Below are 22,329 nucleotides of genomic sequence, written 5' to 3' on the forward strand. Positions count from 1 at the left end.
TCTAATTGAGAATGATTTTCATTCTTACTTATTAGTCTATGCGAAATTCGTGATAAAAGCAATACTTTTTTAGCTTTTATCCATTCTCAATTAGAGCCGATTTTTAACTTCTCCAAACGTTTCAACCTTGATCTATGCTATAATTTGAAGTAAGACTATATGGAAGCAGGTTGGATAATTAATGGCACAAGATGACTTACAGAATCATTTAGACAATGCAATGTATGGCACCCCGTTGCTGAAACCCGAGGAACAGCGCAAGTATATGGGTACTTTCCGTGAAAGATGTTATCTCACGATGACAATTGAGCAGATGAAAAAGACAGAAGACAAAGCGAATTTTTTGAAAGAGCTAGCACAATACCCCGACGCTACCGTTCTTTTAAATGGTGCAATGGCTAGCGATTTACAGTCTGCTTATATTAAATTGATCAATGAGCGACAAACAAAATTTACAGTGGTCAATGATTTTGTTGAAAATACACCTAATGCTTTGGGGTTAGTTTTAACTTCAAATGAAGCGGTTAATGAAGAAACAATCGATATTGAACAAAAATATCCTAAGCAGACTTCAACAGAGGCAACAGAACAACCTAAAAAAGAGTTCTGGCATAAATTATTTCATTAAATAGGAGGAACTATGATGGTAAACCCAGATTTATTGAAACAAGATTTAGCTGACGCATTAAATGCTCATATTAAATTGTTGCGTGAAGTAGAACAAATCGAAGTGGATCATATGGATGCTTTTACGTTTATGATGCGTAGCTTTGGTTTTATGTTGGACCGATCGCCTAAAGTACTGCTAGGACAGGATAATGAAGCGTTGAATTATATGATGTTTCAATATTATAGTTTGTTGACAGAACTTAAGTATAATTTGATTTTGAATTATCCATATGCTCGGTTGCAAGGGAAGACGATGAAAGAGGTCGTTGAAGTATTTCCGACAACATATGAACGTGAAATGAAGCAATGGTGGGAAGAGAAGACTGGATTGGCTATTGAGGAGACGAAGCAGACCATTTTGATTAAGGAATTGGACTATTAAAAATAGTGTCATCATAAAAAATAAGGGTGTGGGTCAAAAGTAAAACTCACTTTTGTTTCACACCCTAAATACGAATAAACGGTAGAAACAGAAGCAACCCCTTCTTATTGCTGTAAAACACAGCGAGGTACGAGCTGACGTTACACAGTACCTACTTGGTTCTCGGGGTTAAACACTTCTGTCCCATCCTCTTTTCATCTCTCGACTAACTGATAATATACTTTTGACGTACGCCAATAAATGACAAAATAAGCCAAAGAAAAAATCAGCACACATATGATCGTTGTTATGATCAATAAATAAGAATTGTTCAGTTCAAACAATGTCATTAATTTTCTTATGATCGGAAAAGCAAAACTTAAGTGGATCACTGCAACAATGATCGGTAAAAAGAATACTAGTAAAATTTGTTGCTGAATCGTTTTTTTCACTTCTTTATGACTCAAGCCAACTTTTTGCATAATGATAAATCGTTCTCGATCGTCACTACCTTCTGAAACTTGTTTGTAGTAAATGATCAAGGTTGTAGCCATTAAAAAGCTTATTCCAAAGATAATCCCTAAGAAGAAAAAGCCGCCATATAATAACCGCATTTCTTCCCGATCTTTATCGATCGAGGTCACTGTCAACGAACGTTCTACTTCTTCACTCCCGCTCACGGCTGTGATTGCTTGAAATCTTTCCTGCAATCTATCTGCAATTTCCATTCTTTTAGTCATAGAGCCTGCTAATTCGAAGCTGACAATTGAAACAGGGGTTGGCGTAAACGGAAAGACTGATTCTTTGAAGTCCTCAGCTATTCCTTCGAAAAATGCTGTACTCGCCACTTTATCAGGAATCACCAGAATTAGAGAGCCTAAAACCCCATCTTCTTCTTTCGGTGCAAATATAAACTGTTTAAGTGTATTTTTCACTTCAAATACCTGCGTGCCAATAGTGATTCTTTTTTCCTTATACTCACCAGAAACAGGGTAAACATAGACCTCATTATTTGCTAAAGTCAGCTTTTCCCTTTCAATACGATTATACTCATTTAACGATATGAAGCGAATTCCAACAATATTACTATAATTTGAAAAGGCTTCTTTTAATTGGGTAAACGAATCGTCGTTTTCTTTCAACGTGATCAGAGGACTTGAAAGCGTAGCATAATTGACTTCGTCAAGTGCTGACCCTTGTTCTTTTACTACATCGTTTATAGTTTGTTTCGTTTCTGCCATTGGCAAAGCAACCTCTACAGAATTTTCAAATGGATTTCTACTTTGAATGATTTTCTCCTGTCCGATATACAAACAAACAGTGGATGAGATCGTTACTAATGCCATCGTACATAAAACGGAAATCGTTGCGAGTCCTGCCCCATTTTGTTTCATTCGAAAAATCATACTGGAAATCGAGATGAAATTATTCGGTCGATAGTAGAATTGTTTATTTTTTTTCAACAGTTTCAACAACGTGATGCTTCCTGCGATAAAAATACTATATGTTCCGATAATCACCAAAATGACAGCAATAAAAAAATGAGTCAAGGCCTTTACTGGTGAATCGATTGTTAATGAAATACCATACCCAGCGCTTAGACAAACAATTCCTACTAGAGTAAACAACCATTTTGACTTAGGTTCTTTTTCTCCCGAACTCGCTTGTCCCAATAGCTCGATTGGTTTCGTCTTCCTGACTTCCCAAGTATCATATAAAAATGTGACCATAAAAATCCCTAAAAATAGTAATGAAACCTGTCCTAACGATACTACAGAAAATTCATAAACAAAACCATCTCCAAAACCTGTCAAACGCTTCAAAACGAGAAACATTAGTTTAGATACTACCGCACCTGAAAGTAATCCGACAGTTAACGTAACGAATAATGTCATCAGATTTTCAATCAACATCATCAAAGTTAAGTTTTTCTTATCCATCCCTAAAATATTGTATAGACCTAGTTCCTTTTTACGTCGCTTCATCAAAAAGCTGTGGGTATAAAACGTAAAAATAATGGTAAAAATCATAATGATCTTACCACCTAAACCAAACATCACTTTAAGTGAGGAAGCTCCTTTTAGCGTATCTAGACCTTGATTATTACTCATGATCTGCATGACCATGTTCAAACTCACTGTAAAGATCATTGCTAAACAAAAGGGAACATACACTGCATGATTTTTCTTGATGTTACTGTAAGCCAAACGTAGATATAACATACTTTAGACCCCTTTCGTCAACAAGGTCGTCATTGTTTTTGAAATATCACTCAACAATTCATCGTGTGTTTTTTGACCTTTATACAGTTGATGAAAAACTTGTCCATCTTTAATGAATAAAATCCGATTCGCATGACTAGCTGCAATCGCACTATGAGTAACCATTATGATCGTTTGGTTTTGTTGGTTGACTTCTTGAAATAATTGTAGTAAATTTTCAGAACTTCTTGAATCTAAAGCCCCCGTCGGTTCATCCGCCAAAACTAATTGCGGTCTTGTGATGAGTGCTCGAGCGGCAGCTACTCGTTGTTTTTGTCCGCCTGAAATCTCATATGGGTATTTTTCCAACAATTGGTCAATCCCTAATGTTTTAGCTAATGGCGTTATTCGCTTAGTCATTTCAGCTATATCGATTTTAGACAACACTAATGGTAGAAATATATTGTCTTTAACGGAAAATTATCCAGTAAATTAAAATCCTGGAATACAAAACCCAAGTTCTCACGGCGAAATGCGGCTAATTTCCCCTCTGGTATCTCTGTAATATTTTTTCCATTTAGCAACACGGTTCCATTTGTCGGCATATCCAAGGTTGCTAAAATATTCAATAAAGTACTTTTACCCGAACCAGATTCTCTCATAATTGCGATATATTCCCCTTCTTCCACTTGAAAAGAAACATCTTTTAAGGCTGTTACTTGGTTTCCGCTAAACCTTGTTTGGTAAATTTTTTGAATATGATTGACTTCTAACATCGCCATTACATTCGCTCCTGTCTATAAAAATCTATATACTCACTATAAAGAAAAAAGCAGCCAAAGAACACTTACACTTCGCCTGCCATCCTTACAATGAGGTAAGGACCAAATATAAACTATCGACTATTCGAGTTCAAAAACGTTTTGAGTGAGTTTTAGTTTGACCTTCGTGCCGCGCCCTACTTCTGAGGTAAGATAGATTTGATGGCCTAATTTAGTCAAAATTTCTTTGCACATAAATAGTCCTAAACCAGATGCTTTTTGATACGTTCTTCCGTTAAAGCCTGTATAGCCACGTTCAAATACTCTACTAGCATCTTCTGACAAAATACCAATACCAGAATCTTCAATGACCAATTCAAGTTGGTTTACGCTATCCAGGTAAACCTTGATTCCTCCTTGATTTGTATATTTGATTGCATTAAACATCACTTGTTCCAAGACAAACTGCAACCATTTTTTATCACTGATAATTTTTGTATTTGTCGGCGTCAATGAAAATGAAAGATTTTTATGAATAAAAAAGACCGCATATTTTTTTACAGTCTCTTTAACAAGCAGATCCAAATCGATTTCTTCAAAAACAAAATCAGTTTCTGTATGGTTCATTCGTAAATACTGCAGCATCATGTTCAAATACTGATCCACTTTAAATAATTCCTGCTTCAAAATATCTTGGTCCAATTCATTTTCTTGCATTTTTAAATTTAATACAGCGATCGGCGTTTTGATTTGATGGCTCCACATACTGTAATAATCCATTAATTGCTGATTAGCTGCCTCAAGGGAACCAATTTCTGTTCGATACTCTTTTTCTAACCCAGTCAGCAGTTGTTCATATTCTGCTTCCAATAAAGAACGACTATTTTTTTTCTGGAAAGGATATAATCTGGGGGCTTGAATCCCTTCTTGCAACTGTCGATGTTTTCTGAAATATAGACTAAATTGAATACTTATTACGCCAAAAATCAACAATCCTGAAAAAAGGATTGCATCTGAATAAACAATAACAGGAATCTCATAGAGAAAAAGGTCATAGCAAACAATCCGACGATTCCGACATAGGTTATGATTGCAAAACGCTTATCTAGTAAATAACGAAAAAATACCTTCATCCACCTTACACTCCTTTTCCTAAACGATACCCCTTACCTTTTTCTGTATATATTTGTTTATCTAGTCCAATTTCAGCTACTTTTTTTTCGCAGGCGCGTCATATTGACTGACAACGCATTTGCATCAATAAATTCTTCGCTTTCCCACAGTTTTTCCATGATTTTTTCTTTTGGAATCAATTTTTCTGGTTATTGAAAAAGCATCCCTAAGATCTTTGATTCATTGATGGTTAATGCCACGGCTTGTTCTTTCAAGACTACTTCAAACGCTTCTAAATCCAGCGTAAAGCCTTGATAGTTCAACCTATGATTCGTCGGTAACATTTCACTTCGGCGTAAGATCGCTTGAATTTTTGCAACTAGGATTTGTAAATCGAAGGGTTTGGCAATAAAATCATCTGCCCCCATATTCATCGCCATTAAAATATTCATATTATCATTCGCTGAGGACAAGAAAACAATCGGTACATCTGACTGTTTTCTTAGCTCACTACACCAATGAAACCCACTATATAACGGCAAAGAAATATCCATCAGAACTAAATCTGGTTGATACTGTAAAATAGCTTCTGCTACATTTTGGAAATCAGTGGCTGCTTGAACATCAAAGGACCATTTTTTCAGAAACGTAGCAACGGTTTGCGTAATTTGTCTATCATCTTCTACTATGTAAATTTTTTTCATTTTATCCTCCAGTGTTTCAGCTTTAAAGCTCTCCCTTTTATTGTGGGAATCAATCACCGATTTGTCAATTTATTTTTTCAATAAAAAATAAAGGCGTCAGACAAAATAATGAGCCCTCCTAAGTTAGTGTACGCTAACTTTAGGGGGACTCATTATCCTTCCTATTATCTAAACACTTCTGGATAAAGCATTTCGAGTACATCCATCGTTAAATGGCGTCCTTTACCTGAGTGTGGATAAGCATGCATATGCATTGCTGGATTAAAATTAGCTTCTATAATCCCATAGGTTCGGCTATTTTTAGTTCCTATGATCGATTTGTCTGGAACGATCAAATCGATTCCGCAAATTTTTGCGCCTAATGTTTTCACGGCTTCCACAGCAATCTGCTTATAACTTTCATCAAAATCATCTGTCACATCGATCGAATCACCGCCTGTGCTGACATTAGAATTTTCTCTTAGGTAAACAATTTGATCTTTTTCTGGAACAGAGGTCGTTAATAGGTTTTGCTCTTTTAACATCAAGCGTTCTACATCCCCTAATTGAATCAACTCTAATGGTGAACGATGATGGGTTCCTCTTAATGGGTCAAGATTTTTTTCCGCCACCAATGCTTCAACGGAACGAACTCCGTCGCCTACAACATTAGCAGGTACACGCAACATGATTGCTCGCACTTGGTCATCTAAAACAAAGAAACGATACTCTGTTCCCGGCAAGAACTCTTCGATCAAAACAGCAGAATCCTCTTTAAATGCTAACTTCAACGCTTCTGTAAAGTCAGCTAGAGATGCTCCTTCTTTAAAAATCGTGATCCCTAGACCATAATTAGTTGTTTTTGGTTTAATCACAAAGGCTTTTTCTGAATATTTGATATAAGCTTGTTCAGCTCTCTCGACCGTATCAAACTCATCTCCAGCTGGCACTGTGAAACCAGCTTCGGCTAAGACTTTTTTAGTCACCGTTTTATTCTCCATGATCAATGGTACGATGTAGCTATCTTTACTGGTCATATTCGCATTTTTAACATATTCGATATGATCTTTGTGCTTAAGTTTTAAAAATTGTTCCTGTTCATCTAATAGTTCAACTTCCACACCTTTTTGAATAATATCAAATAAAAATAGTTGAGTGGACAGCTCCATATTTCTAAAACCGGCCAGTTGATAAGGACGTTCAAAAGCCATACCTTGGTATTCTTTCCCAAAAATAATCCCCAATTCATGATTAGAATTACTTTCAATGATCGTCCACATTTTTCCAGCAATCGTTAAATCAGGTGTTCTTAGCTGTGCTCGATGAATCTCTAATGATTTCTTCGTTCTAAACAGTCCCAACGCTTCGATCATTTCATCCATTTCAGCAAAAATACGGTCACCTTCTGCCAAAAGTTTTACTTGAGCGAATGGATGTCCCAATGCCACTTGTTCATTTAAGAAATCTCCTGTAGCTACCCAATCATTCGGCGCTTCTTTTTCATCTGTCCATAATAAATACAGCATAAATAAGTGAATGAATTCGAGTGTTTCTTCGTCTACACCTAATGGAGCAAATGGATTTAAATCGAGATTCCTTAATTCAATATAGCGAATTCCTGTTTTCGGTAAATCAGCCATCTGTTTACCACCACGTAATCTAACAGCAGAATAGAATTCTTTTTCTTCAGATAAAATGCCATTTTCAACCATTCGGTGAATATCGTTGATGTATTGTTGCAATGATTCATACGATACTTTGACATCTTCATTATTTTTATAGCCAAACGAACTATTGCGTAAACTTCTTACAGGCCCTTTCAGACGCTCTTCTCGTTCTGTAAAATAGCCTGCTTCACTAACTGGCGAAGCACCAAATAGGTACGTGATCAGCCAGCGGTAACGTAAATAATTACGTGAAACTTTCATATAAAGAATATTTTTAAATTCTTCGATCGTTTCGTATTCTGATTGCTCTGAAAAAAGCAGTTGAACTAATTCGACATCATATTCAAAATTAAAATGGATACCACTGACCATTTGCTTGCGTTTGCCGTATTCTCTTGCTAAATAACGACGATAAAGAATCCCTTCAAACTGATCCAGTTTAGCGATCTTTATATCTTCATCTTTTAGCGGTAATTTTGGCGGCATACTTAGCGGCCAAAGCATTTCATGTTTATTCATCGAACGTAATGCTACATCATGAATTGCAGCTAGATAACGCAACATTTCATGAATAGAATTTGCCACAGGTGTAATCAATTCCATCTGTGACTCACTAAAATCTGTTTGAATATATGGATGGTAGGAACGATTGCCTAATACTTCTGGATGATCCGTCGTTGCTAATTGACCATCAAACGTTGTGCGCTGACTTTCTTTTTCTAAGCCAAATCGTGCGGCCATAACATATGGACGAACGCTTTTTTGTTGTAACAACTCTTTAAATTTCATACTGTCGCCTTTCTTCCCCGTTATTATTCCATTACTCACCATTATATAGAAAAAGGGCAGCAAAAAGAATATTTTAGCTTAAATTTTGTCAAAAAGGAACTAAACTTCCTTAATTGGGTAAAAATATCTCGCCTTTCCATACTCCATTATTCCTTCATATCCTTTTCAGCCATATAACTTCATTGTATACTAAAGAAAAATAAGTCAACTCAGAGGAGAACATTATGCATCCTAATAAAGCCTTGATTGTTATCGATCTTCAAAATGGTCTAGAAACTGTTGGAACAGGCTTGTTCCAGCTAACTGATGTACTCTCTGGTGTAAATCAGCGTATTGCAGATTACCGAACTAATCACCTACCGATTATATTTATTCAGCATGAGGATGCTGAAATAGTCGCCGGTAGTCAGGATTGGCAATTATTTACGCAACTAGATGCTCAAACAGAAGACTTCTATGTTGGAAAAACACATGCCAACTCTTTTCACCAAACAAATCTAAAAGAGCTGTTAGATTCCTTATCCGTCTCTGAACTTGAATTTTGTGGCGCACAAACAGAATATTGCGTTGATACTACGATTCGTATGGCACATGGTTTAGGATATACTTGTTTCATGAAACGAGTTCTAAGTACCACCTTGAATAACGATCTTTTAGGTGCACAAACCATTATCCAGCATCATGAAAATTTATGGGACAAACGTTTTTTAACCTTTATTTGATTAAATAGGTTCTGTTTTTCTATTCTCTATAATTTTACCATACTCAACGAATAAAAAATTAAAAATATCTCATGATATCTGTTAGTCTTTCATGATAGTATGACTAAGGGATATTATTTTGTGCATTTATTTATCATTCAGTAATGATATCTCACATTTTTAGAAACGGAGGAAATAAATAGAAATGAAATTTACAAAACAACAAATTCAAGATACGTTATATGTGACGATTGGTTCACTTATTTTAGCAATCTCAATCAATTCAGTGTTATTACCGAATAAAATCGTCGCAGGCGGTGCCAACGGAATTAGTGTTGTAATCAACTATCTTTTTGGTCTTAATCCAGCCATCGTTTTATATGCGATCAATTTGCCATTATTAGTTCTTTGCTTTTTATTACTTGGAAAAGAGGTTGGGATCAAAACGATTTACGGTAGTTTGATTTACCCTTTCTTTGTCGGAATCACAACTCATTTACCGGTATTGACTCATAATATCTTTCTAGCGACGATTTTTGGCGGTATCTTGACTGGTATCGGTTTAGGTTTAGAATTTCGTGGAAATGCCTCAACTGGGGGAACTGCAATCATTTCACAAATCGTTAATAAGTATTTTAAAATTTCATTAGGTGTTTCGATTTTGTTTGTTGATGGCATCGTGATTTTATCTGCACTATTTGTTTTTAATACAGATACCGTCCTATTTTCTCTGATTTGCTTATACCTTATTGGACGTGTGGTAGATATGGTACAAGTTGGTTTTGTTCGTTCGAAAAATGTGATGATCATCTCACCAAAATACGCGGAAATCAAAGAGAAAATTTTGGTCGAGATGGACAAGGGCTTAACAATGATCCCTATCGAAGGTGGGTACCAAAAAAATCCGAGTATGTTAATGATGACTGTCGTGAGTGAAAAAGATTTCTCTAGAATTAAAGAAAGTGTCTTAGCTATTGACGAAGAAGCCTTTGTGGTGTCGATGAATGCCAGTGAAGTTTTTGGTCGCGGGTTTAGCTTGAAGAAAATAGCTGAAGATTACGGGATTGAAACAAATAATTTGTAAACTGAAAAGTGGAATGAACTGTTTAGACCTCGAACAAATTAGGAAAATACTGTAAAGATGTGCTGTATCTTTACAGTATTTTATCTATTTGTTGAGAGGTATGGTTCATATACCTAGAGTACGAAAAGCGAAATAAACCGTTTAGACCTTGAATAAATCAGTAAAATAATTTTTCATACGATTGCCAATTTCAATAAATTCCCTTTGGCAGAAATGCTTGTCAGAAGAAAAAAGAATAAGTTTGAGCCATTTGAATATTACAGTAAAAATAGACAGACATTTTAAAGTCGTTAATTACAAACTCTATAGATACTTGTATTAAAAAAATAGTTTTTGAACAATCGTCTTACTGACGTATTCAAAAACTATTTTTCTTATAAACCACATAACATATCTAGTGTCTAATCTTCAATCTTTAATAATCCTTTAAACAAACCAATCGCAAAATCATTCGCATCGAATGGTTCTAAATCATCAATTCCCTCACCTAGTCCAACTAATTTTACTGGTAAATGCAGCTCATTACGGATCGCCAAAACGATCCCACCTTTTGCTGTACCATCTAATTTCGTTAAAACTAAGCCCGTGACATCGGTCGTTTCTTTAAATTGTTTGGCTTGTGACATAGCATTTTGGCCTGTTGTTGCATCCACTACAAGTAATACTTCATGCGGTGCATCTGGTAATTCGCGTTGGATTACACGTTTAATCTTTTCCAACTCATTCATCAAATTAACCTTATTTTGTAAACGGCCAGCTGTGTCTACCAACAAAATATCTGCGTTTTCAACTTTAGCACGTTCTACTGCATCAAAAACAACAGCTGCTGGATCTCCTCCTGCATTGCCTCGAACAACCTCAACACCTGCACGTTCGCCCCAAACAACTAATTGATCGATCGCTCCTGCCCTAAACGTATCTGCAGCAGCTAGCAAGACCTTTTTGCCATCTCGTTTAAACTCATGTGCTAATTTTCCGATGCTAGTTGTTTTTCCAACACCATTTACACCAACAAATAGCATGACAGTTAATCCGTTTGATTGAATATTCAGCGCGTTATTTTCTTCAATGCCTTCTGCTTCGTATAAATCAACCATTTTTTCAATAATTGTATTTTGAACTGCTGCTGGCTTTTTCACGTTACGTAGTTTGACTTCTTGACGTAAAGATTCAGTAATTTTTATGGCTGTATCAAAGCCTACATCCGCACCAATCAAGGTTTCTTCTAATTCTTCGAAAAAGTCTTCATCTACTGAACGGAAATTGGCGAACAATTCATTCAGACGTTCACCGAACGTTTTACGTGTTTTTTCTAATCCTTTTTCATATTTTTCTTGAACAACGAGCTCTTCTTTTTGTTCCTCAATGATTTCAGGATCAACTAGTTCTTCAGCTTGGGTAGCTGGATCAATAGTAATCAGAGGATCGATTTCAGGTTCTATTGCTTTTTCAGGTTCTTCTGTTGTTTCAAGAGAATCTGGTTGTACTTGCTCCAAGATTTCAGCTGTTATTTGTTGTTCTTCCGGAATCACTTCTTCTTGAATGGATTCAATAACCTCTTTCTCTGTTTTGATTTCAGCAGGCGGTGTTTCTTTTTCGTTCATAAACGCTTTTTTTATTTTATCGAAAAATCCCATTTAATTCCCTCCTTTCAATGGTTCTAATACAAATTTCTCTACAGCTTGTGCCACACCATCATTATCATTGGTATCTGTGATCACGTCTGCCATGTCTTTAACTTTCGCGACAGCATTTTCCATTGCCACACCAAGTCCTGCATATTCGATCATCGGTAAGTCATTTTCCTCATCACCGATTGTCATGATCTCTTCTTGTTTGATTCCTAAATCTCTAGCTAATAGCGAAATACCATAGGCTTTGGTAATTCCTTTTGGCATAAATTCTAGTAGATTACTTCTCGTTTTGATGATTTCATAGCGTTCGTAAAATGGTGCAGGTATTTTTTGAATTTGTTCATCTAAATATGTTTCATCGATTGCCACGACTGCTTTGTTAAAAATCTGACCTGCTGTAAGTTGAGCTAATTCATAGGATTCAAACGTCAACAGATTATTTAATTGGCTGTACAAAGAAATGTGCTCTTGTGAAGCAGGTAGTTGCATCACAAGTCCATCAGATAAAATATCCAACGGTACATTCAATGAGGTAGCTAATTGATATAAGTCATGCACATCTTCTAATGGCATCAGTGCTTTTTCGATGATTTCACCAGTATCATTTTTTTGAACTAAGCCACCATTAAAGGTAATACTGTAATCACCATTATCACGTAGCCCTAATGTTTCTAAATATAGTTCAATTGCAGCCAACGGTCGACCTGTACAAATAACAATTTTAACGCCTTGTGCTTTTGCTTGCGCTAAAGCCGCTTTATTTCTTGTAGAGATCTGCTTGTTACTATCTAAAAGTGTACCATCTAAATCGATAGCGACTAATTTAATCAACCCGATTCCTCCTTTTTTCAGTTGGAGCTTGCCTATGAAGCTAACGGCATTATCATTAGCTTTCAGCGACGATCGCACCGCCCTCTTTTACTTCTTCTAAACGAACAGATACGATTTTCGATACACCCGATTCTTGCATCGTGACACCATACAAGACGTCTGCTGCTTCCATCGTTCCTTTACGGTGTGTTACCACAATAAATTGCGTATCATCTTCAAACTCACTTAAATAATGACCAAAACGAGAGACGTTGGCATCATCTAATGCTGCCTCAACCTCGTCCAAAACACAAAACGGAACAGGTCTAACTCGAATGATCGAGAACAATAACGCAATTGCCGTCAATGCTCGTTCACCACCAGAAAGTAAGCTTAAGTTCTGTAGTTTTTTACCTGGAGGTTGTGCTTCGATTTCTACCCCAGTATTCAATAGATCCTCTGGGTTGGTTAAAATCAACTCAGCTCGACCACCACCGAACATGTTAGGAAATACGACTTTAAATTGAGCTCGAATCGCTTCGAAGACTTCACTAAAACGAGTCTTAACTTCTTCATCCATTTCTCCCATTGTCTCAAACAATTGTTCCTTAGCATCTAATAGATCATCACGTTGAGAGACTAAAAACTCATGTCGTTCATTGACTTGTTCGTATTGTTCAATCGCATTGAGATTGACTGGACCTAGGCGCTCGATATCTCGTTTTAAGCGTTTAACTTCGATTTTCGCCTGCTCTTTGTCGATTGTTAGTTCATAATCTTCATTGGCACGTTCAAAGGTCAAACTGTATTCTTCTTGTAAGTATTGTAAGGAATTGTCCAATTTGATTTCTGCCCGATTTTTTTCAACTTCGATTTTCGTTTGTTCTGTTAATAAATGTTGTTGCTGTTTATTTTCTTCCGCTAAACCAGTATCGATTTGATCCACTTGCTCTTGTAATTGCTGACGAGCGTTTTTGGCTTCTTGAATGCTTGTTTGCAGTTGTGCTTTTTTCTCTGCTAGTTGTTCTAATTGAACAGCCAAACTTTCTTCTGTCACTTGATGATCCGTTGAGTTGTCATTCAATTGTTGTAATTGCTGACGCAACGCAGTTTCTCTTGCTAAGAATTCATCTAGTTGGCTTTGTTTTTCTGCTGCTTGCTCGGTTAAATGAGCCAATTGTTCAACTGCAACAGCTTGATCTGCTTGTACTTGATTGAAGCGTTCAAAAGCCTCTGCTCGCAAGGTTTCCATTTGACTGGCTTCTTGATCCACTTGCTTCATTTCACGATCCAAACGGTCTTTTGTTTCGTTCAGTTCTTGCTGTTTTTGGGTTAGCTCTTCTTTTCTGGTTTGATATTCCGTTAAGAATTGATGTAATTCACGAGCTTCAAATTCAAACAGACGTTGTTCTTTTGTCAAACGAGTGATGTTTTCTTCTTGATTCGCTAGTTTGTTTTGTAATTCTTGTTGTTTTAAACGGCTTGTCTCACCAGTCGAACGTAATTGTTCCAGTTTTTCATTTAGTTCTTTGACTTCGTCTGTTAGTTTTTGGACTTCTTTTTCGTTGAGCGTTAATTGTTTTTCGACACGCTCCATTTGTTCAGTCAACGTTTGTAGTTCTTGGGTTTGAGAGAATAAGCTACCTTGATTACCTCGTTTATTAGCACCACCTGTCATCGAACCACCGGAGTTCATGACATCGCCATCTAATGAAACAACACGATATTGGTAGTTAACTGCTTTTGCTAATTGATTGGCGCTTTCCAAGGACTCTGCTAGTAACGTCACACCTAAAAGATTTTGGATTACATTGCTAACGTCATCTGAAAAGTGGACTAATTCACTAGCAACACCTAGAAATCCTGAAATAGTACGAACACGGTCACGGACGGCACTAGAAACATTTCTCGGTTTAATTGTGGTCAAAGGTAAGAATGTTGCTCGGCCGCTGTGTTGTTGTTTTAAGAACGTGATTCCAGCTCGACCATCTTTTTCAGTTTCTACAACGACATGTTGGGCTGCGCCGCCTAAAGCTGTTTCGATCGCCAAAGTATACTCTTTTGGTACATCGATCAGTTCAGCCACTGCTCCAACAATTCCAGTTAATTGCTCTTTATGTTTTAAGACTGCTCGAACCCCTTGATAAAACCCTGAATAATTCTCTTGGATTTCTTGCAGACTTTTTTGGCGAGCTTTCGCTTGCTGTACTTGGTTCATGGCTTGGTACATTTGTTTTTGCTTTACCGCTAACTGTCCTTGTTGTTGATCCAATTGTTGTTTCAGTTGCGTATACTGTTCTCTTTGGTCCATTAATGATTGTTCAGAGGTAGCTAAGCTTGTTTCTAGTTGTTCCTTCTCAGTTAAGGCATCTGCCATTTGTTCTTCTAAGGCTTCATGCTTTTGTATCGATTGTTGATTTTTAGCTGTTTCTTGTTGGTATTGACGTTCTAAATATTTAAGATCGTTTGTCGTATTTGCTTGTTCCTGCATGACTTCAACATATTGGCTTCTTAATTCTTCCAATAATTCTTTTGAAGACTTGCTGTATTTTTCAACTTCTAATTCTGATGCTTTGATTGCTTCAACGAGTGATTCACGTTGCGCTTTTTTCTCTGTTACTTTCGCTTGTAAGTCTTGAACTTCTTCACGATAACGAGTAATTTTTTCAGCATTCTCTGCTAACGATTGTTGGTATTCACTCGTCGTTTGCATTGTATGTTTTGACCGTTCGACTAAAACATTTTTTTGTCCTTCGGTTTGTTTTAATGCTTCTGTGATTTGTAATAGTTGTTGCTGTTCTATTTCGATTTGCTCATCCAATTTGTTTCGTTTACCACGTAGTTGGAAAAGTTCATCTTCTGAATCATGGATTTTTTTGCTGGCTATCTGTAATTTTTCTTCGATCGTAATCAGTTCAGCTGCTTTGATTTCCCAAACTTCTTTGGCTGTTTCGATTTCTGTTACAGTCAAACTAACGTCAATCTCCGTCAAACTTTCTTTAAGTTTCAAAAACTCCTTGGCTGCTTCACTTTGTGCAGCTAAAGGAGTCAATTGATCTTCTAATTCATAGATGATATCCTGCACACGACTTAAATTATCTTCTGTTTCAAATAGTTTTTGTTCTGCTTTTTTCTTGCGTTGTTTGTACTTCAAGACACCGGCCGCTTCTTCAAAAATACCACGACGATCTTCTGGTTTACTATTAAAAATAGCTTCGACTTTCCCTTGAGAAATAATGGAAAATGATTCTTTGCCCAACCCAGAATCCATAAATAAATCATGAATGTCTTTTAAGCGGCACGCCTGTTTATTGATATAAAAATCACTTTCGCCTGTTCGACGATAACGACGTGTCACACTAATTTCAGTAAAGTCTAATGGTAAGAAATGATCACTATTATCCAAGACAACCGTTACTTCAGCAATATTCAGGGCTTTCCGTCCTTCTGAACCCGCAAAAATAATATCCGGCATCTTACCACCACGAAGACTTTTAGCAGATTGCTCGCCTAAGACCCAGCGAATCGCTTCGGTGATATTACTTTTTCCGCTGCCGTTAGGTCCAACGACAGCCGTAACACCATTTTCAAACTCTATAACGGTTCGATCCGCAAAGGATTTAAATCCTGCGATCTCAATTCGTTTTAAATACACGAATAAAACGGCTCCTTCCAAGCTTACTCAGGATTTTGTTTCAGCGCTCGTTCAGCGGCATCCTGTTCTGCTAATTTCTTCGATTTCCCCTGACCTGTACCGATCATTTTTTCGTTGACATAAACCTCAACAAAAAAGATTCGGTCATGAGCTGGGCCTTCTTCATTGACTAAACGGTAGTCGATGTTGACGTCTCCTTGTCGTTGTAATACTTCTTGTAAATGGGTTTTATGATCCATCTCATGTGAAAAAGCACCGGCATCGATTTTCGGAAAAATGACTTCTGCAATGAATTTCTTGACGGCATCGACTTTTTGATCTAAGAACAAAGCACCTAAAAATGCTTCAAATAAATCACAAAGTAGTGCTGGACGTGTGCGTCCACCTGAATTTTCTTCGCCTTTGCCAAGAAGAATATATTGATCGAAATGACATTCTTTCGCAAATTTGGATAAACTATCTTCACGAACGATCGCCGCCCGCATTTTTGTTAGTTTGCCTTCTGGCAGCTCTGGAAATTGTTTATACAAATATTGAGAAACCAATAATTCTAAAACGGCATCTCCTAAAAATTCTAATCGTTCATTGTCAGATAGTTTTAAGTATCGATGCTCATTCACATAGGATGAATGGGTAAAAGCCTGTTCTAATAGGTTGACATCATGGAAAACAATGCCGTAACGTTCTTTTAATTCTGTAGTTAGCTGATTGTCCATTTGCTACATTCCTTTAAGTTTATTTACAACCTTCTCTATTATACTTTTTTTTGCGTGATTTTTAAATGGTTAGGGGGTAATTGCCCCAAAATGACAGCTGAATTCATCGTATTTGAAGAGTTTCCTAATGATTTTAGGGTATTTTTATCATAAATTGTGAATTTATCGCATTCTTTTAGTTTGAAAAGACAAAAAGCGTTCAAGATCTGAGAGAATCTTGATACGCTTTTGGTTTAATTTTATTCCGTAAAAAATCGTTTAATTTCAACCGCTGCTGCTTCTGGTGAATCTGACGCATGGATAATATTTTCATAACTATTAGCGCCGTAATCGCCTCGAATCGTACCGGGTTCTGCTTCTAAGCAATTGGTTGCCCCAATCATTTTCCGGACTGTTTTGATGACGCTTGTTCCTTCTAAAACAAGATAAACTACTTCTGATGAAGTCATGTAGGTCATCATATCTTCAAAGAAATCAAATTTTTTAACATGTGCATAATGTTCTTCTGCTAATTTACGAGACATCTTAGCAACTTTTAACTGACTAAGCTTCAGTTGTTTTTTCTCAAATCGCTGAAGAATTTCTCCAACTAATTTACGCGAAACGCCATCAGGCTTGATAATAACAAGTGTTTGTTCCATTTGATTTCTCCCCTTGCTCTTGTTTATCGTTTGATTTGGAGCGCATTATTTGTAAGCGCTTTACAAGAAGATTATCACGATTCGAAAATTCTGTCTAGTGTACAAGTGACAAAAAAAGTTTTCCCTTTGTCACTTGTTAAATATTAAACAACTAAACAAGTAAAGTTATGAGTATTGCTGCTAAACATTAGCCAAGCTTCTTAAAATATACACATTCTAACTGAGTGGTGTCTGTAAGCTTTTTCCCATACTTTGATAAAAGTGTTGAGTAGTAGGTCCAATGGATATCATGCCAATTATTGAAACTTTGATCGCCCTCTTTGACAGCAAAGTCATTTGTAATCGAAGCAAACGTATTGATTTTTACCGCTTCAGCCTCGACTTCACACATTTGTTTGCCTTGACTATCTTGAATAAGCCATCGATCTCCAACCTGGGACGATTCGTTTAATCTAAGTTCTTGTAAATAGACTAATGAAGAGGTTGCAACTTTTATCCCTTCATCTACTGGCTGTGCAAGATAGTCCTGCTCATTTTCCTTTCCGCCAAATTTAACTACTTTCTGATTCATTCTATAATCCTCCTTGATTTAGTATAAAAAAAGGTGCCTGGACATAACTATACGAGTTACGCCCCCCAGCCACCTGAAATCATAAACAACTTCTTCATTGTTTATCTTATTTAATCCTTTTAATTAGAAATTACTCATCGAATAATGTCCTTTTTTTCTTCGCTATCATTGCTACTATAAACAACAATGTTCCCGATACCCCAAATACTGTTCGCACACCAAAGGACTCTGAAATCAATCCCATCGATACCGAAGACAATGCAAATGTACCTGTATAAAGTACATTCATTGCAGCATAAATCGGAGCAAGCATGTCTTTTGGGATCGTTTGTTGTATAGCCGTTGCTTGAGGAATATTTTTGATTTGAGAAAAGATCCCCACAAAGACCGAACAAATCAAAATAAAAACAGGATTCCATCCTGGAGCCACTAAAAAGGTTACCATAGCGCCGAACAACGAGCCCACGATCACAGCTTTCGATTTATGTTGATTGATCCAATCTGAATGCCGCATAACAATAATACTTCCAAGCATCGCACCAATAAAATAAGTAGCATTTATATACCCCCACCAACTTTCAGAGACATGTAACACTTCTTTCACATAAACCAAAACAATCGCTGAAACCCAAGCTGCATTCGCAATGGTTTCAAGAATATCCATTCCGACAACAACCCGAACCAGAGAACGCTTGCGAATCCCTTGCCAACCCATAATAAAATTTCCCCATTCATTTCTCTCTGATTCCGCGCCTTTAGCAACTTGTGGCAACAGCCATAAAATAATAGCTGACAGCAAAAATAACCCTACATCCAACCACACAAGATTCGTCACAGAAAAAATAATCAACAATGATGAACCAATCGTCCAACTACCTATACTAACGACTTGCAGCATCGTGCTAAATATACTATTTGCACGAATCAAGTAATACTCCTCCACATAATAAGGAATTAAAGCTGTGCTAACTGGTTCAGCACATCCGTCTAAAAAAGCAATCCCTGCGATAAATACATACAAAATAGTTAAGTCAAGATGCTCGATAGCCACTTGCAAATAAACCGCTAATCCCGCTAAAATCAATGTCTTACACAACTGGCTTATCTGTAAAATTTTTGACAGTGATACTCTTACAACAATCAATGGTGTTAACAATCCTGATAAAACCATACTTCCTGTGATGATAACCGGTACAATAGAAGCTGCTAATGCCGAGTTCGTTAATGTAAATACAGAGCTAACCATCGCAATCGTATAAATAGTATCTCCAATATTGGCAATCATCTGACCTATAATAAGTTTATTGAATGCTTTATTTTTATTCATTTTTTTCACCTTCACTTAGAAGAAACGAAAATTTCGTTCTTCATTTTTTTCGTTCTTACTCAAGTGAAGTATTTTAAATATTCATAAGTGATTTCCTCCTGGTTTTGTATACGTTAGCGTTATTTTGTTTTCCACACCAAATTTTATAATCATTTTCTCATATTGTTATCTTTAGTTCAACCTCACAAAATAAAAAGACACTTCCACGAAATAATGGAAGTGTCTTTTTACTCAATAACTTAACGTTTTTCTGATGTCAATTCAATGTCATAAAAGTCTTTTGTTTCTTCATAATTCCAAGTAAATGATTTCACGCGGTCATTAACTGGCATGATTTCATTACGGTATAATGTTGGAATAACTGGTGCTTGTTCAAACATATATTCTTGCCATGCATCATATGCTTCTTTACGTTTTGTATCGTCAAATGAAGCTTTTGAATCAATTGCTTTTAACAATTTATCATTTTCTTCTGAGGCAAAACGAGAGTAGTTAAATGCTGCGTTACGGCTGTATAATCCTGCTGGAGATGGCGCACTATTGACACCCCAAGCAGCTTGGTAAACATCAACTTCTGGATCATCATTTTTGATTTTATCATAGAATGCTTGGAAATCGATTAAACGACCCGTTGCTAATTTCACATCTAGGCCAATTTCTTTCCATTGTTGCAAATAGTAATCTGCCAATGGTTGAGCAGTTTCCCCACCAGCCATTGAAGCAAAATTGATGGTTAATTTTTCCCCTTTAGGATCTTCTCTAAGTCCATCACCATCTGTATCTTTATAACCAGCATCATCTAAAATTTTCTTTGCTTTATCCAAGTCATATTGATATCCTTTTACGTCAGTATCATGCAAAGTTTTAAAAATCGGTGGAATCAAGGTTGTCGCACCAGTACGTAACCCATTATAGAATTTTTGCCCAATTGCATCATTATCAATCGCATACCCCATTGCTTGACGTAATTTCACATCAGCCATTTTTGCATCTGGATTTGTGATTACTTCACCTTTTTCTTTATCATACGTCCCTAGTTTGAAACCAACATACGTATAAGCTAACTCTTCACGACCTAACATTTGATAACCTTCTGAATCTTTATATGTTGGGAAGTTATCTGTCGGCATTGAGTAAACTAAGTCATATTTTTTCGCTTTCACCGCTTCAACGATCGAAGCAGTAGGCACGTTAGTAAATACAATTTTATCTAATTTAGGTTTTCCTTTGTAGTAGTGTTCATTTGGTAAGTATTCCACTGATTCACCCGTTACGATTTTACTCATGTAGTAAGGACCGTATGTTACAGGATTTTTGCGGACTGCATCACTTTTTTCTTGGTCTTTGATCGGAATATCTTTAAAAATGTGTTTTGGCATCGCACTAGTATACACGCCGCCGTCTAATTGCAACATACCTGGATTCATTTCTTTATATGTTACTTCGATTGATTGGTCATCCACTTTTTTGATACCAGAAATAGTATCAGCTTTTCCATCATGGTATTCTTCCATTCCGACAATATTAGTAAAGTTGTCATCATAGCGAATTCCTGTGTAATCTTTATTTCCGATTACTTCATATGGATAAATCAAATCATCAGCAGTTACAGGTTCACCATCTGACCATTTAATATTTTCTTTAAGTGTAATTGTTGCTTTTTTATTATCAACATCTAAATCTAGCTTAGCAGCACCATCATCTGTAATAACGAAATCTTCATCATAACCGAACAGTCCTTCATCAGACGGTCTCATATAATGATAGTCATAAGCATCTTGATAATATATCTTAGAGAACAATCCTTTAAACTGAGTATCTGACGCAACTGCAACTTCCAAAGTCCCGCCTTTGATTGCCTCTTTGTCATTTTTGACCTTCATAGTAAATTTGCTGATATCCTCAGTCTCTACATTCTTGTTTCCTGAATCCGACTTCTTACCTCCACCGCAAGCGGCTAATGTTACAGCCACCACTGCTGTCAATGTAATTAAACCCAAAAGTTTTTTGCTCTTCACACTACTTCCTCCTCTTCTTAACCTAAACGCTGTCTAGCATCTGCTGAACGTTTAAACGCTTGGCCAATATAATTTATACATAACATCATGACTAAAATCAGTACTGATGCAGGTACCCAGATCCATGTTTTATTTGCTAAAACATCGCCATTACTGGCGTATCCGATCAATGTTCCAAGACTTGGTACATTTGTCGGCAAACCAAAACCTAAGAACGTCAGTGTTGTTTCGATCCCAATATTTGCCGCGAAGTTGATCGTTAAGTTGGTGATGATCAATGAACTTAGATTCGGCATGATTTCACGAAACATAATTTTAAAATCACTTGTTCCTAACGTTTTTGAAGCACTGACATAATCTCTGCGAACCTCAGATAACGTTTTACTTCTAAATAGCCGCGCTTTAGCGACCCAGTAAAAAGCACTCATGATTCCCACAAAAGACCAAACATTATAATTAGGAATGATCGTAACAAACACAATGATGATCATCATAATCGGTAAGATCATGATAAAGTCAACCACACGCATCACTGCATTATCAAACATTCCACCATAATAACCTGAAACAATACCGATACCTACACCGATGATCGAAGTCAAAATAGTGATGGCAAACCCAATCACAACAGAATTACGGGCACCAATAATCAGTTGCCCCAATACATCACGTCCGCCTTCATCAGCACCTAGTATAAAGTTCCCACCAGGCTCGGCATATTTATCTAAAATACTAACGGTCATTACTTTGTCTTGATCGGTCAATAAAGCACCGATAAAAACAACCAATAAAATGGCTACTAACAACACTAGTGAGAAAATCGCTAATTTATCTTTTTTGAATTCTCTTGCGATCATTCTAAATCCCATTGGAGGGATCGTTTCTGGTACAGCAACTGCTGCATTTTCTTTATTTTTATCCATCTCGT

The 22,329-nt window shown here is 36.6% G+C and carries 17 protein-coding genes and 2 pseudogenes; 4 read left to right on the top strand and 15 right to left on the bottom strand.

Going from position 1 to position 22,329, the window contains the following annotated elements; all coding sequences use genetic code 11:
* The first annotated feature begins 181 nt into the window (after positions 1–181).
* Both A5866_RS09925 and A5866_RS09930 read left to right on the top strand, forming a co-directional pair.
* A complete protein-coding gene (locus A5866_RS09925; protein WP_086443629.1) occupies positions 182–628 on the top strand; it encodes a YueI family protein in 447 nt (148 codons plus the stop codon).
* Between the two features lie 15 nt (positions 629–643).
* Positions 644–1,051, top strand: coding sequence for a hypothetical protein (locus A5866_RS09930; protein WP_086277999.1), 408 nt, complete (start codon positions 644–646; stop codon positions 1,049–1,051).
* Between the two features lie 194 nt (positions 1,052–1,245).
* On the opposite strand, the gene A5866_RS09935 is transcribed toward A5866_RS09930, so the two are convergent.
* From A5866_RS09935 to gshAB, 6 genes and pseudogenes are all read right to left on the bottom strand, one after another.
* A complete protein-coding gene (locus A5866_RS09935) occupies positions 1,246–3,252 on the bottom strand; it encodes an ABC transporter permease (protein ID WP_086443628.1) in 2,007 nt (668 codons plus the stop codon).
* A 3-nt stretch (positions 3,253–3,255) separates the two neighbouring features.
* Positions 3,256–4,013, bottom strand: a pseudogene (locus A5866_RS09940) (ABC transporter ATP-binding protein).
* 120 nt (positions 4,014–4,133) lie between these two features.
* Positions 4,134–4,862, bottom strand: a complete 729-nt coding sequence (locus A5866_RS09945) for a sensor histidine kinase (RefSeq protein ID WP_140335111.1) — start codon at positions 4,860–4,862, stop codon at positions 4,134–4,136.
* 116 nt (positions 4,863–4,978) lie between these two features.
* Positions 4,979–5,125, bottom strand: a complete 147-nt coding sequence (locus A5866_RS09950) for a hypothetical protein (RefSeq protein WP_176332513.1) — start codon at positions 5,123–5,125, stop codon at positions 4,979–4,981.
* Positions 5,126–5,130: 5 nt separating this feature from the next.
* A pseudogene (locus A5866_RS09955) lies at positions 5,131–5,809 on the bottom strand (response regulator transcription factor).
* A gap of 164 nt (positions 5,810–5,973) precedes the next feature.
* A complete protein-coding gene (gene gshAB, locus A5866_RS09960) occupies positions 5,974–8,244 on the bottom strand; it encodes a bifunctional glutamate--cysteine ligase/glutathione synthetase (RefSeq protein ID WP_086443626.1) in 2,271 nt (756 codons plus the stop codon).
* A gap of 224 nt (positions 8,245–8,468) precedes the next feature.
* Between gshAB and A5866_RS09965 the strand changes: the two genes are divergently transcribed.
* Both A5866_RS09965 and A5866_RS09970 read left to right on the top strand, forming a co-directional pair.
* A complete protein-coding gene (locus tag A5866_RS09965) occupies positions 8,469–8,966 on the top strand; it encodes a cysteine hydrolase family protein (RefSeq protein WP_086443625.1) in 498 nt (165 codons plus the stop codon).
* A gap of 184 nt (positions 8,967–9,150) precedes the next feature.
* Positions 9,151–10,029, top strand: coding sequence for a YitT family protein (locus tag A5866_RS09970; protein ID WP_422389659.1), 879 nt, complete (start codon positions 9,151–9,153; stop codon positions 10,027–10,029).
* Positions 10,030–10,430: 401 nt separating this feature from the next.
* On the opposite strand, the gene ftsY is transcribed toward A5866_RS09970, so the two are convergent.
* The 9 genes from ftsY to A5866_RS10015 all read right to left on the bottom strand — a co-directional run bounded on the left by ftsY (position 10,431) and on the right by A5866_RS10015 (position 22,324).
* Positions 10,431–11,666 (bottom strand): signal recognition particle-docking protein FtsY, encoded by a 1,236-nt coding sequence (gene ftsY / locus A5866_RS09975; protein ID WP_086443624.1) that lies wholly within the window; start codon positions 11,664–11,666, stop codon positions 10,431–10,433.
* Positions 11,667–12,494 (bottom strand): Cof-type HAD-IIB family hydrolase, encoded by an 828-nt coding sequence (locus tag A5866_RS09980; RefSeq protein WP_086277975.1) that lies wholly within the window; start codon positions 12,492–12,494, stop codon positions 11,667–11,669.
* A gap of 55 nt (positions 12,495–12,549) precedes the next feature.
* Complete coding sequence (gene smc, locus A5866_RS09985) at positions 12,550–16,128, bottom strand: chromosome segregation protein SMC (protein ID WP_086443623.1); 3,579 nt, start codon at positions 16,126–16,128, stop codon at positions 12,550–12,552.
* Positions 16,129–16,151: 23 nt separating this feature from the next.
* Complete coding sequence (rnc, locus tag A5866_RS09990; protein ID WP_010766442.1) at positions 16,152–16,844, bottom strand: ribonuclease III; 693 nt, start codon at positions 16,842–16,844, stop codon at positions 16,152–16,154.
* 239 nt (positions 16,845–17,083) lie between these two features.
* Positions 17,084–17,485, bottom strand: coding sequence for a nucleoside-diphosphate kinase (gene ndk, locus A5866_RS09995; RefSeq protein ID WP_086277971.1), 402 nt, complete (start codon positions 17,483–17,485; stop codon positions 17,084–17,086).
* A gap of 187 nt (positions 17,486–17,672) precedes the next feature.
* Positions 17,673–18,056, bottom strand: a complete 384-nt coding sequence (locus A5866_RS10000) for an ASCH domain-containing protein (protein ID WP_086443622.1) — start codon at positions 18,054–18,056, stop codon at positions 17,673–17,675.
* A 130-nt stretch (positions 18,057–18,186) separates the two neighbouring features.
* Complete coding sequence (locus tag A5866_RS10005) at positions 18,187–19,383, bottom strand: MFS transporter (protein WP_086443621.1); 1,197 nt, start codon at positions 19,381–19,383, stop codon at positions 18,187–18,189.
* 239 nt (positions 19,384–19,622) lie between these two features.
* Entirely contained in the window at positions 19,623–21,401 is a 1,779-nt protein-coding gene (locus tag A5866_RS10010; protein WP_086443620.1) for an oligopeptide ABC transporter substrate-binding protein, read from the bottom strand.
* Positions 21,402–21,418: 17 nt separating this feature from the next.
* Positions 21,419–22,324, bottom strand: a complete 906-nt coding sequence (locus A5866_RS10015) for an ABC transporter permease (protein WP_010761889.1) — start codon at positions 22,322–22,324, stop codon at positions 21,419–21,421.
* Between the last annotated feature and the right edge of the window lie 5 nt (positions 22,325–22,329).

Source organism: Enterococcus sp. 12C11_DIV0727, assembly GCF_002148425.2.
Lineage (GTDB): Bacteria > Bacillota > Bacilli > Lactobacillales > Enterococcaceae > Enterococcus_L > Enterococcus_L lemimoniae.